This window comes from Terrabacter terrae, from assembly GCF_039529575.1.
GTDB classification, from domain to species: domain Bacteria; phylum Actinomycetota; class Actinomycetes; order Actinomycetales; family Dermatophilaceae; genus Terrabacter; species Terrabacter terrae.
The window spans coordinates 1,001,711-1,013,266 of sequence record NZ_BAAANB010000021.1; the positions used below are offsets into that span (position 1 = coordinate 1,001,711).

The following is an 11,556-nucleotide window of genomic DNA, read 5'->3' on the forward strand; positions in this document are numbered from 1 at the left end:
AGCCCAGCATGAGCGGACCGGCCCGGCAGCCCGTCAACCCGCCCCCCTTGCTCGAAGGCGCGCGGCCGACGCCCGCACCGGCGGCGGAGCGAAAGGGCTGGGTGGAGCAGATCATGGGCATGCCCGTCTCCATCCACCTGCGCGGCGCGGGGGTCGACCGCCCTGCGACCCACCAGGCGGTGGCGGCGGCCTTCGCCGTCCTGCGCGAGATGGACTCGATCTTCTCGACCTACCGCGAGGACTCCGACCTCATGCGGCTGCGCCGCGAGGAGGTGCCGATGTCCGCGTGCAGCCCCCTGCTGGAGGAGGCGCTGCACATCGGACAGGAGGCCGAGGCCGCCACCCGGGGTGCCTTCACGACCCTGCTGCCCACGGGTGAGGGAGACCTCGCCTTCGACCCGACCGGCCTGGTGAAGGGGTGGGCCGTCGACCGAGCCTCTGCGCCGCTGCTCGAGCTGGAACGGATCTCGTTCTGCATCAACGCCGGCGGTGACGTGCTCGTCGGCGCCCACCGTGACCTGCCGGCGACGGGTCCGGAGGCCATCGTGTGGCGCGTCGGCGTGGAGGACCCGCTCGACCGACAGCGCATCGCGCACACCGTGACCCTGGTCCGCGGCGCCGTGGCGACCTCCGGCACGGCGGCTCGTGGAGCGCACCTCTACGACCCGACCGCCGGCGAGATGGTGCGTCGAACGGGGTCGGTCACGGTGAGCGGGCCCACCCTGCTCTGGGCCGACATCTGGGCCACGGCGCTCTTCGTCGGCACCGCCGACACCCGCGACGCGTTCACGCACAACGCGGCGGGCTACAGCTCGACGGTCCTCTGAAGGTCGTGCGAACGAGCCTCGCGGCAGGCCTCGGTGGCGCGCCGGAGACGCTGCCGGTGCCTTGCACGTTTCTTGAGCAAATCGTGCGCAGTAGGCCTCTGGGCTCTTGCAGGTGGCCCGGCAGAGTCGTCCTTGTCAGCAGGACCGGTTGGGGGACCGCCCGCTGACGCAAGACCTTCGGGCGAGAGCCCGCCGATCCGTGGGGGCGTGATGACCAGCAGCACTCGCATTGACCCTGCAGTGCAGGTGCGCGGTCACGACACGCCCCCCGGACGGCGGGCCCACTCGAAGACTCCGGGGGGAGGGAACGCGAACGGGGCGGAACAGCTGGTGGGAGGCTGGTCCGCCCCGATCGGTTTCGTCGAGGTCGCCGCGCCGGCGGCGGGAGCCTCCGGCGCCACATGGGAGCCGGGCCGGACGTTTCCGGCACCCTGCCTGCGCCGAGGGCGCTGACGCAGTCATGGTTGCCCACGAGCGCGCACGCAGCACGCGTCCCCGGCTCTCCGCCCACCGGTTCAGCGACTCCACCGACTCCACCGACTCCACCGACTCCACCGACTCCACCGGCTGCGGCCGCTCCGGCTGCCCGGGTCCGAGCGAGGCGCTGGAGCCGCTCGAGCAGCTCGACCCGGCGGCGTTGAGCCGCCTGGCGCAGGAGCTGGAGAGCGAGGAGCTTGCCCGGTCCATCGCCGGAACCTACCTGCGCATGCTCGACGCCCGTCTGGCTCGCGCCGCCTCGGCTCTCGCCCGCCGCGACGAGATCGCGGCCATGGACGTCCTGCTCAGCCTGCGGGTCTCCTCCGCCACGGTGGGGCTCGTGGGACTCGAGGCCGCCGTGCTCCACGTCATCGACGCGGTGCACCGAGGCGAGCCCGAGCTCGCCCGCGAGCGGGGCAGCTCCATGCTGGGGCTCGCCGACCGTGCCCGCCGTGCCCTCCGGTCGCACCTGGAACGTCCGGGTCTCTCGGTCTTCTCCTGAGCTGGCAGGCGACAGCTGAGGAGAAGACCGGCCCCCGAGCGATCGGAGCCGCCCGCTCAGAACGCGTCCGGCTCCTCCATGCGGTAGCCGACACCGCGGACCGTGCGGATCGGGGCGCGCATGCCGGCCGGCCCCAGCTTGGTGAGCTTGCGGCGCAGGTTGCCGACGTGCACCTCGACGAGGTGCTCCTCTGACCAACCGGGACCCCAGAGGCTGTCGAGCAGCACGGCGCGGGACCAGACGCGCCTAGGGGCGCTGAGCAGCGTCGTCAGCAGGTCGAACTCCGTGCGGGTCAGTTCGGCCTCGTGGCTGTCCACCGTCACGACCCGGCCCTCGGGGTCGACCGTGATGCGCCCGTGGCGCACGACCGGTGGGGCCTCGACCGTCGAGACGCGGCTCGTGACCGACGCTGCAGGGTCAGCGACCGTGGACCCGTTGGCGCCGATCGGGGTGGCCGCGTCCGACCGGATCGAGGCCCCCGTGCGCGGACGCCGGAACATCGCGTTGACGCGCGCCTGCAGCTCCCGGGGGCTGAACGGCTTGGTGAGGTAGTCGTCCGCCCCGATCTCGAGACCCATGAGGCGGTCGATCTCGTCGGTGCGCGCGCTGATCATCACCACGTACGCCTGGCTGACGTCGCGCACCCGACGGCACACCTCGATGCCGTCGAGGTCGGGCAGGCCCAGGTCGAGGGTGACCAAATCGGGGTCGTTCGAGACCACGAGCTCGAGGCCGGCCTGACCCGACGACGCCGCGGCCACGTGGAAGCCCTGCATCGTCAGACTGTGCGTGATGAGCTCACGGATGTCGTCGTCGTCCTCGACGACGACAGCGGTGCGCGCGTGGCTCGTCATGCCGTGATTGTTGCAGAATGCGCCGGATCGTCGGTCACATCAGGGATTCGGCGATTCGCGACGTCCGCCCCGCCCAGCGTCTCCGGTCTCCGCCGGGGGAGTCGGGCGACTCTCACCCGAGCTGCGCGGCCAGAGCTTCCGGCGTCGTCGCCGGCAGGTCGCAGACCATCCCCCGACAGACGTAGGCGGCCGCCCGACCGTCGACCAGCGTGCGGTCGGCGAGCAGTGGCACCCCCGGTGCGTCCGGCTCGCCTCGCACGACGACGAGTCCGGGACTCGCGGAGCGCCGTGCGACCCGCACCAGCGCGTCGGCGTCCTCACCGGACCCCACCACGGCCACCTGGAGAGGACCGCAGACGAGGGCCTCCGCGACGGCGAGCGACCAGCCGCCGAAGCGCGGTTCGCGGACTGCGAGGCCCAGTCCCGCAGCCGTCGCCCGCGCGCCCGCCTCGAGTGCCTGGCTGTCCCCGGTGACCGCCCCCAGCGTGACGAGGGCGGCTGCGAGCGCGGACTGTCCGGCGGGCTCGGCGTTGTCGGCGGCGCTGCGCGGCCGCAGGTAGAGCGACTCGGCCCCCCGCGCCGTGTCGTGGAACCCGCCGTCGTCGGCCGCGAAGTCCCGAGCGGCCTGCAGCAGCCGGTCGGCCGCACTGAGCCACCCGGTCTCGCCGGTGACCTGGTGCAGGACGAGCAGGCCCTCGGCCAGGTTGCCGTGGTCGTCGGCCACTGCCCGTGCCGAACCGACGACCCCCAGGCGTGAGGCCCGTCGAAGCTCGCCGTCGACGAGGTGGACCTCGAGCAGGTGGGTGGCGCACCGGCGCGCGGCCTGCACCCAGTCGGGGCGCTCGAACGCGGCACCGGCGCCGGCGAGAGCCGACAGGACGAGCCCGTTCCAGGAGGTGACGACCTTGTCGTCCCGTCCGGGCTGAGGCCGGTCGGCGCGAGCCGCGAGCAGGCGGGACCGCACCCCGGCGAACCACGAGTGGTCGGCGGGGTCGGCGGGCAGCTGCAGCGTCGAGGCGCCGTGCTCGAAGGTGCCCTCCGTGGTGACGACGAACAGCTCCGCCGCCCTCTCGGCGTCCTCGCCGAGGACGTGGCGCAGCTGGGCCGGCGTCCACGCATACGTCAGCCCCTCCACGCCGTCCGCGTCGGCGTCGAGCGAGGAGGCGAAGCCGCCCTCCGGCGTCGCGAGGTCCCGCAGCAGGAACTCGGCCGTCTCGCGGACGACGCGCTCGGCCAGCGGGTCGCGGGTCACCTTCCACCAGGAGGTGTAGGCGCGCAGCAGCAGGGCGTTGTCGTAGAGCATCTTCTCGAAATGGGGCACCACCCACCGGGCGTCGACGGCATAGCGGGCGAAGCCGCCGGCGAGCTGGTCGTACATGCCGCTGCGCGCCATCGCCTCCAGCGTGCGCGAGGCCATGTCGAGCGACAGCGCGTCCCTCGTACGCGCGTGGTGGCGCAGCAGGAACTCCAGCACCATCGAGGGCGGGAACTTCGGTGCGCCGCCGAAACCGCCCGCGACGACGTCGAACTCACCCCCGAGCCGCTCGACTGCGGACGACAGCGCGTCGGGCTCGACGGCATACGGCGTCGGCGGGCTCAGGGCTCCGGCGAGGGTGGTGGCGATGTGCGTGCCCGAGGCTCGCACCTCCTCCTCGCGGGTGCGCCAGGCCTCGTCGAGGGCGGCCAGCACGCGCAGGAAGTGGTCCCGGGGGAAGTAGGTGCCGCAGAAGAACGGCTCGCCCTCGGGCGTGAGGAAGACCGTCATGGGCCAACCTCCGTGGCCCGTCGTCGCGGTCACGGCCGACATGTACGCGGCATCGATGTCGGGTCGCTCCTCGCGGTCGACCTTGACCGACACGAAACGCTCGTTGAGGACTGCGGCCACCGTCTCGTCCTCGAACGACTCGTGGGCCATGACGTGGCACCAGTGGCAGGCCGCGTAGCCGACCGAGAGCAGGACGGGCACGTTGCGCCGGCGGGCCTCGGCGAAGGCCTCCTCGCCCCATTCCTGCCAGTGCACCGGGTTGTCGCGGTGCTGCAGCAGGTAGGGGCTGGTCGCGGCAGCAAGACTGTTGGTCATGAGGACACTCTCTACGGCGGCGGCAGGGTCGGGTGGACGGGCGGACGTCCTGCCCGTACCCACTGGCGGTGGGCGGCTCAGGCCGGGTGGGCGGGGGAGCCGATGCGCTCGCCCATGCGCACGGTGGCGCCGATCGCGAGGCCCTCGATGGTGCCGGCCTCGGGCGAGCACACGAGGATGACGGTGGACCCGAACTCGAAGTGCCCGAGCGCAGCCCCGGCCTCGAGGCGCACGGCCCCGTCGTAGTGGTGGCGCTGGACCTCGCGGCGCCGGGCGTTGGTGTGCAGGTCGTCGAACGCGAGCCGCGTCATGCCCACCATCGTCGCCCCGACCGCGACGATCGCCAGGCGGCCGCCGTTCGTGGCGTCGAGCTCGACGACGATGCGCTCGTTGGCCGCGAAGAGGTCGGCGACGTTGGCGACGGCGGCGACGTTGACGGGCCAGAGCTCGCCCGGGATGTAGGTCGCCGCCGTGACGTCGCCGGACACGGGGGCGTGGATGCGGTGGTAGTCCTTCGGGGAGAGGTAGAGGGTGGTGTACGTGCCCCCCTCGAAGTGGTCGGCGAGCTCCCGGCTGCCGAGCAGGGCGGCCAGCGAGTAGTTGCGCCCCTTGGCCTGCACGAGCGTGTCGGCCTCCACGGAGCCGTACGCCCCCACGGTCGCGTCGACGGGGGAGACGATCGCCCCCGCAGCGACCGGGCGCAGCCCGGGCCGCAGCGTGCGGGTGAAGAACGCGTTGAGCGTCGGGTACTGCTCGAGCGGGAGCGCGGCCTCGTCCGGCTGCGCCCCGAACACCCGGCTGTAGCTGCGGTGCACGCGGCCGCGCCAGGGCGCGGGGATGGGTCGCGTCGCGAGCCAGCCGGCGCCGCGGCTGAGGGCGTGCTTGGGCAGCACGGAGAGCAGGAGGATGAGGAGTCGGCCGGGCACGCCTGACCCTAACAACGTCACCACGCGCTTCCCGACGACCTCACCGACGACGTACGCCGTCCGGCGGCCTCGCCGTGCCGGGCGCCGTCAGGCGGCTGCGGCCACCTCCTGGCGCGACGGCACGAGCCGGTCCCACCTGATGCGGCGGGCGCGCCAGCTGAAGATGGCGAGCTTGGCCAGCTCCTCGACGATGCGGGCGGCGAAGATGCCCGCGTAGCCCAGAGGCGTGTGAAGGCCGAGGAGGACGGCGAGGGGCAGCCCCACCAGGAAGGCACTCGCGACGTCTCCCATGATCACGCCGCGGACGTCGTTGGCGCTCGGCAGCACGCCTGCCCCGACGATCATGTTGCGCACCTTGACGACCTGGAAGGCGGCGTTGACGAGGATGCCGACGCCGGCCATCGTGCGCACGTCGCGGCCGGCCTCGCCGAAGAGCACGTCGAGCAGCAGCACCGAGGTCGCGAACAGGACGCCGAAGACCACGGCGGTGCCGAGGCCCGCTCGGGTCAGCCGACGGACCCATTCGGTGGCGTCGTGGACGTCCCCCCGGCCGACGGAGCGCCCGACCAGCGTCGTGGTGGCGCTCATCAGCCCGATGCTGCCGACGATGAAGACGCCCTCCATCGTCGTGACGATCTGCGCCGCCGCCAGGGCCTCGTCGCCGAGCTTCTGGAAGACGACGTTGTAGAGGAACGTCCCGACGGTCCAGAAGAGCTCGGTGACGCCGAGCGGGAGCGCCAGCACGACGAGCGGGACGATGACGGCGCGCCACTGCTGCACGCTGTCGGGCAGGCTCCACCCGACCACGCCGCGCCGTCCGAGGGTCATGCCCAGCAGGATGAGCGACTTGGCGACGGCCGTGACGAGCGTCGCCCACCCGGCGCCGGCGACCCCGAGCGACGGCAGTGGGCCGACACCCTCGACGAGGGAGTACGCGATCGCCGAGTTCGCGACGACGGTGACCATCGTGGCGATCATCGGGCTCGTGGGCCGACCCGCCGAGCGCAGGACTCCGGAGAGGATGGCGCTGAGCATGACGGGCAGCGTGGAGAGCACGGTGAGTCGGAAGTAGTCCGTGCCGGCGGCGGCGACCGAGGGGGAGGCGCCCACCAGCCCCAGGAGGTGGTCGGCGAAGAACCACGGCACGACGGAGACGACCAGTCCCAGCGTCCCGGCCACGAGCACCGCCGCGGTGACCGTGTGGTCGAGCGCGTTCCGCCGTCCCGCGCCGTGCGCGCGTGCGACGAGGATGCTGACCGATGTGCCGAAGCAGCCCAGGGTGACGGCCAGGATGAAGGTCAGGCTGTTGGAGAAGCCGACCGCGGCGATGGCGGTCGCGCCCAGGCTGCCCACGACGATCTGGTTGACGAAGTTGAGCACGAGCATGAGGACGAACTCCATGCTCACGGGCACGGCGATGCGGGCGATCTCCCGGGCCGGGGTGGGTTCCGAGGCGGCAGGGCGGCGGCCGCGGGTGGGCATGGCGAGGCGAGGCATGCAGGCGTCTTTCGGGCAAACGAGGCGGGGTGCCGCACAAGGCTAAGGGTTCGAGGACCTCGAGTCGAAACGATTTGATCCGGCGCGCCGGATGGTGCCCCCCAGCCCGGCAGCTCAGTCGTTCATCGCCTTGATGATCATCACCGCGAGGCTGATGCGGTCGTGCGCCGCAGCGTCGCCGGCGCCGCCAGTGATCCGGGCGGCTGCGTCGACGGCGTTGTCGGCCTCCCGGACGATCGTCCAGGCCCGTGCCCTGCCCTCGTCGATGCCCGCGCGCTCGCAGATGATCTCGAGCCGCCGGCGCAGCGACCACCGCACCTGCGACCCGGTGCCCAGCTCGTCCGCGCGGTTCCACAGGGCCGGAGCCACCTCGAACGCCGGGTCGCCGGACATCGGCTTCGGGTCGATGGCCAGCCACGGCGACCGGTAGGCCCCGAGCACGTTCGTGTAGTGCAGGTCCGTGTGCAGGAGGCGGTCCTCCGCGCCCGGCCGGTCCGCCAGCTCGCCCGCGAGCGCGGCCGCCTGGTCGAGGTAGCGCCGGGGCAGCACGGTGGGCGCCTGCCGCAGCTGCTGCGACTGTCGGACTGCGTATGCCGTCAGGCTGGGGACGCGCGGGTGGGCCGTCTGGCGCAGCACCGCCAGCAGGTCGCCGATCACGCCGCACGCGTCGTCGATGTCGACGCGGGTCAGGTCGCGCTGGTGCAGGCGCTCGAGGAGCATCGCGAACCGGGAGGGGTCGGCGCGGACGAGCCGCACGGCCCCTCGGCCGTTCCACGTCTGGAGGGCCAGGTGCTCGGTCGCCGCCTCCGGGTGCGGCCAGGTGATCTTGAGGATGCCCTCGCCGCTGACGCCCACGGCGTCGCGGCCGGCACCCAGCAGGCGGACCGGGATGGCCACGGCGCACACGCCGCTGGCCGGTCGGCCGATCGGCTCGAGCTCCCACTCGGCCAGCAGGTCGGTGATGAGGCCGGGCAGGTCGTCGATCCAGTCCTCTCCCGAGACGTAGCCGTCGGCCTCGTAGCCGCTCACCTCGTGGGCGAAGAGGGCGGGGATGAGGTCGTACATGGGGTCGTAGCTCACGAGGATGCTCCCGGGAAGGCGGTCAGGGGCAGGTCCCAGCCGACGGCGAGGGCCTGCAGGTGGGCACTCCAGCCGACGACGTCCTCGAGGGAGGTGGCGGTGGTGTCGGAGCGGGTCAGGGCGGCGGCGGCGTCCACCGCCGCCCAGAGAGTGTCGGTGGCGAGGCGTCGGGCGGCCCGCGGCGTCGTCACGGGGTAGGGCAGGGCCCACCCGGCGGGGGACACCGAGGTGCTGCCCGACAGGGAGCTCTCGAGGCTGGAGAGCCCCGAGAGCGTGGTCTCGGCGGCGCGGCGCTGGGCCCCGGTGCTCTGCGCACCGACCACCTGGAAGGCGTACACCAGCGCTGCCGTGCGCGCGACGAGATCCGCGCGCAGCGGGCTCGCTCGTGGTGCGGGCACCTCGCATCCGAGCAGCAGGGCGCCGGCGAGGCGCTGGCCGTAGGCGGCGGTGAGCAGCTGGCGGGTGCCCGCCGTGGCCGCGGTGAGCGGCGCCCACGCGCCCGGGCCCACCGAGTCGCGCAGCAGTTGCCCGAGCTCTTGCGGCGTGCGGTCCTGCGTGCCCGCAGACGCTGCTGCCGACGGCATACCGGTGCTGCTGGGGCTGGAGCCGGGCGCCGAGGTCCCGGGCAGGGCCGGGGTGGTCGGCCTCGTCCCGGCCCTCGTGACGGCGGCATCGATCACCGAGGTGGGCACGCCGGCGTTCGTCAGGCGACCGCGGAGGGCGCGCAGCTGCTCCTGACCGAGTGTGCGCAGGCGCCGGACGAGGGCGTTCTGGTGCTCGGACAAGACCTCGCCCTCTGCCTGCACCACCTGGTCGAGGCCGGCGACGGCTGCCAGCAGCACCAGCTCGTCCGGCGCCCGGCGACGGGTCGGCACGGGCGGGGGAGGTGGCGGCACGTCGACGCGCAGGCCGTGGTCCACGAGGAGCGCCAGGGCTGCGGCCGCGCCCCCCAGCACGACGAGCCGGCGCGTGGGGCGTCCCAGGCCACCGCCCACCCGTGACCCGATCCCACGGGTGTCGCCGTCCATGGCGAGATCTTCCCACGCGGCCGGTGGTCCGCTGGGACGGCGCAGCGCCGATAGAGTGGTGGCACGCGGTGCCGGCACCGCCCTTCGGGGCGTCGGCACCGGACATTCGAGAAGAGCAGGAGGCGTCGACTGATGAGCACGGCCCAGGAGATCAGAGCGACGCTCGAGCCGGTGCTCGCGCCCCTCGGGCTCGTCGTCGAGGACGTCTCCGTGTCTCCCGCCGGCAAGCGGCGGCTGGTCCGCGTCCTCGTCGACTCCGACATCAGCAGCCTCGACGCCTCCGACACGAAGAGCAGGGTCGCCCCGCTGTCCCTCGACGCCGTGGCGGACGCCACGAGGGCCGTCGGTGACGAGCTCGACGCCAGCGACGTGATGGGCGAGAGCCCGTACGTCCTCGAGGTGTCCTCACCCGGTGTCGGCCGTCCCCTGACCTCGCGTGAGCAGCTCCGCCGACAGGTGGGCCGCCTGCTCGAGGTCGTGCACCGCGACGCCACCCACACCGGCCGGCTCGTCGAGGTGGGCCCGGACTCCCTCACCCTCGAGGTGCCGGCCAGCAAGAAGACCCCCGCCCGCCTCGTGCAACTCGACCTCGACGGCCTCGAGCGGGGCATCGTGCAGGTCGAGTTCAAGCGCCCCGACTCCGCCATCGACCCGGCTCTCCAGTCGCACGCCGACCCGGACGACGACGACCCCGACTCGGACGACTCGGACGACGTCTCCGATGGCGTCGACGACGACGATGACGTCGACGACGACACAGACAGCGACGCGGACGCCGACACCGACGACCCGGACCACGCGTCCGCCCTGGAAGGGAACTCCTGATGGACATCGACCTCGCAGCCCTGCGCGCTCTCGAGCGGGAGCGTGACATCAGCCTCGACGTGCTGATCCCCGCGATCGAGCAGGCGCTCCTCGTCGCCTACCACCGGACCGACGGGAGCCACCGTCTCGCCCGGGTCGAGCTCGACCGCAAGACCGGCCACGTCATCGTGTGGGCCCGCGAGGAGGGCGAGCTGCTGCCCCCGACGGTCGAGGGCGAGCGTCCCGAGCGGGGCGAGCCCGGGCCCGAGTTCGACGACACCCCGGAGGGCTTCGGCCGCATCGCGGCCTCGACGGCCCGGCAGGTCATCGTCCAGCGCCTGCGCGACCTCGAGGACGAGGCGATCCTCGGGGACTTCAAGGGCCGCGAGGGCGACGTGATCTCCGGGATCATCCAGCAGAGCCAGGACCCCCGCAACGTCCTCGTCGACTTCGGCACGGTCGAGGGGATCCTGCCCCTCGCCGAGCAGGTGCCGGGGGAGCGCTACGCGCACGGTGAGCGCCTGCGCTGCTTCGTCGTCAGCGTCAAGCGCGGCCCGAAGGGTCCGCAGGTCGGCCTCAGCCGCACGCACCCCCACCTCGTGCGCACCCTGTTCCGGTTCGAGGTGCCCGAGATCGCCGACGGCACCGTCGAGATCGCGGCCCTCGCCCGGGAGGCGGGCCACCGCACCAAGATCGCCGTGCACAGCAAGGTCACCGGCGTCAATGCCAAGGGCGCGTGCATCGGCCCGATGGGCGCTCGCGTGCGAGCCGTCATGACCGAGCTGCGCGGCGAGAAGATCGACATCGTCGACTACTCCGACGACCCCGCCACCTTCGTGGCAGCGGCGCTCTCGCCGGCCCGCGTCCAGTCCGTCGAGATCGTCGACGCGGCGGCCCGCACGGCCCGTGTCGTCGTCCCCGACTACCAGCTGAGCCTCGCGATCGGCAAGGAGGGCCAGAACGCCCGCCTCGCCGCCAAGCTCACCGGGTGGCGCATCGACATCCGCCCCGACACCGACGCCGGCCGGGGTCCCACCGATGGTGGTCCCACCGGTGGCGGCGGGACGCCCGAGACGCTCTGAGCAGCCGCAGGGTGGCGCCCGGTGGAGCGAAGAGCCGCACGGACGCGGTAGACTTGTCTGTGGCCGACCGGACTGGACTCCGTGACGAGCCATTCCGCACCTGTGTGGGATGTCGAGGATCGGATAGCTGGTCGGCCCTGCTGCGAGTGGTCGCGGCGACGGACGCAGGCGCCGGCGACACCTCGCCGGTCACCCTCCGTCCCGACCCACGACATCGGATGCCGGGACGTGGTGCCTGGCTGCACCCGACGCCGGACTGCTTCCAGCTGGCGGTGCGCCGCAAGGCGTTCGGACGGGCCCTGCACCTGCAGGCCGCGGTCGACGTCAGCGCAGTGGCCCGTCATCTGGACCTCCAGCAGGCCTGAGGCACGAGCAGCACGCACGGTGCCCACCCCGGGA

The 11,556-nt window shown here is 73.0% G+C and carries 11 protein-coding genes; 5 read left to right on the forward strand and 6 right to left on the reverse strand.

The window, feature by feature from the left end; translation table 11 throughout:
* The first annotated feature begins 8 nt into the window (after nucleotides 1–8).
* Together ABD194_RS14775 and ABD194_RS14780 are read left to right on the forward strand one after the other, a co-directional pair.
* Nucleotides 9–827: an FAD:protein FMN transferase gene (locus ABD194_RS14775; RefSeq protein ID WP_343992663.1), complete on the forward strand. Its 819-nt coding sequence runs from the start codon at nucleotides 9–11 to the stop codon at nucleotides 825–827.
* Nucleotides 828–1,287: 460 nt separating this feature from the next.
* On the forward strand, nucleotides 1,288–1,806 hold the full coding sequence (locus ABD194_RS14780) for a hypothetical protein (RefSeq protein WP_343992665.1): 519 nt from the start codon (nucleotides 1,288–1,290) through the stop codon (nucleotides 1,804–1,806).
* Between the two features lie 56 nt (nucleotides 1,807–1,862).
* Here the strand turns inward: ABD194_RS14780 and ABD194_RS14785 are convergent, their stop codons facing one another.
* The 6 genes from ABD194_RS14785 to ABD194_RS14810 form a co-directional block, all read right to left on the reverse strand.
* Complete coding sequence (locus tag ABD194_RS14785; RefSeq protein ID WP_343992669.1) at nucleotides 1,863–2,660, reverse strand: response regulator transcription factor; 798 nt, start codon at nucleotides 2,658–2,660, stop codon at nucleotides 1,863–1,865.
* Between the two features lie 112 nt (nucleotides 2,661–2,772).
* Nucleotides 2,773–4,740, reverse strand: a complete 1,968-nt coding sequence (locus ABD194_RS14790) for a thioredoxin domain-containing protein (protein WP_343992671.1) — start codon at nucleotides 4,738–4,740, stop codon at nucleotides 2,773–2,775.
* Between the two features lie 77 nt (nucleotides 4,741–4,817).
* Nucleotides 4,818–5,666, reverse strand: coding sequence for an archaetidylserine decarboxylase (asd, locus tag ABD194_RS14795; protein WP_343992673.1), 849 nt, complete (start codon nucleotides 5,664–5,666; stop codon nucleotides 4,818–4,820).
* Between the two features lie 87 nt (nucleotides 5,667–5,753).
* A complete protein-coding gene (locus ABD194_RS14800) occupies nucleotides 5,754–7,163 on the reverse strand; it encodes an MATE family efflux transporter (protein ID WP_343992675.1) in 1,410 nt (469 codons plus the stop codon).
* Nucleotides 7,164–7,277: 114 nt separating this feature from the next.
* Nucleotides 7,278–8,243, reverse strand: coding sequence for an aminoglycoside phosphotransferase family protein (locus ABD194_RS14805; RefSeq protein WP_343992677.1), 966 nt, complete (start codon nucleotides 8,241–8,243; stop codon nucleotides 7,278–7,280).
* On the reverse strand, nucleotides 8,240–9,271 hold the full coding sequence (locus ABD194_RS14810) for a hypothetical protein (protein ID WP_343992679.1): 1,032 nt from the start codon (nucleotides 9,269–9,271) through the stop codon (nucleotides 8,240–8,242). The genes ABD194_RS14805 and ABD194_RS14810 overlap by 4 nt, the downstream gene beginning before the upstream one ends.
* Before the next feature lie 132 nt (nucleotides 9,272–9,403).
* On the opposite strand from ABD194_RS14810, the gene ABD194_RS14815 reads away from it, so the two are divergent.
* The 3 genes from ABD194_RS14815 to ABD194_RS14825 all read left to right on the forward strand — a co-directional run bounded on the left by ABD194_RS14815 (nucleotide 9,404) and on the right by ABD194_RS14825 (nucleotide 11,522).
* A complete protein-coding gene (locus ABD194_RS14815; RefSeq protein ID WP_343992681.1) occupies nucleotides 9,404–10,096 on the forward strand; it encodes a ribosome maturation factor RimP in 693 nt (230 codons plus the stop codon).
* On the forward strand, nucleotides 10,096–11,157 hold the full coding sequence (gene nusA / locus ABD194_RS14820; RefSeq protein WP_343992683.1) for a transcription termination factor NusA: 1,062 nt from the start codon (nucleotides 10,096–10,098) through the stop codon (nucleotides 11,155–11,157). The genes ABD194_RS14815 and nusA overlap by 1 nt, the downstream gene beginning before the upstream one ends.
* Before the next feature lie 104 nt (nucleotides 11,158–11,261).
* A complete protein-coding gene (locus ABD194_RS14825; RefSeq protein WP_343992685.1) occupies nucleotides 11,262–11,522 on the forward strand; it encodes a YlxR family protein in 261 nt (86 codons plus the stop codon).
* Nucleotides 11,523–11,556: the final 34 nt, after the last annotated feature.

Coding starts and splice junctions, on each gene's coding strand:
- ABD194_RS14790 (WP_343992671.1), bottom strand. CDS start 4,740: ATGACCAACAGTCTTGCTGCCGCGACCAGCCCCTACCTGCTGCAGCAC.
- ABD194_RS14775 (WP_343992663.1), top strand. CDS start 9: ATGAGCGGACCGGCCCGGCAGCCCGTCAACCCGCCCCCCTTGCTCGAA.
- ABD194_RS14815 (WP_343992681.1), top strand. CDS start 9,404: ATGAGCACGGCCCAGGAGATCAGAGCGACGCTCGAGCCGGTGCTCGCG.
- ABD194_RS14810 (WP_343992679.1), bottom strand. CDS start 9,271: ATGGACGGCGACACCCGTGGGATCGGGTCACGGGTGGGCGGTGGCCTG.
- nusA (WP_343992683.1), top strand. CDS start 10,096: ATGGACATCGACCTCGCAGCCCTGCGCGCTCTCGAGCGGGAGCGTGAC.
- ABD194_RS14780 (WP_343992665.1), top strand. CDS start 1,288: ATGGTTGCCCACGAGCGCGCACGCAGCACGCGTCCCCGGCTCTCCGCC.
- ABD194_RS14800 (WP_343992675.1), bottom strand. CDS start 7,163: ATGCCTCGCCTCGCCATGCCCACCCGCGGCCGCCGCCCTGCCGCCTCG.
- ABD194_RS14785 (WP_343992669.1), bottom strand. CDS start 2,660: ATGACGAGCCACGCGCGCACCGCTGTCGTCGTCGAGGACGACGACGAC.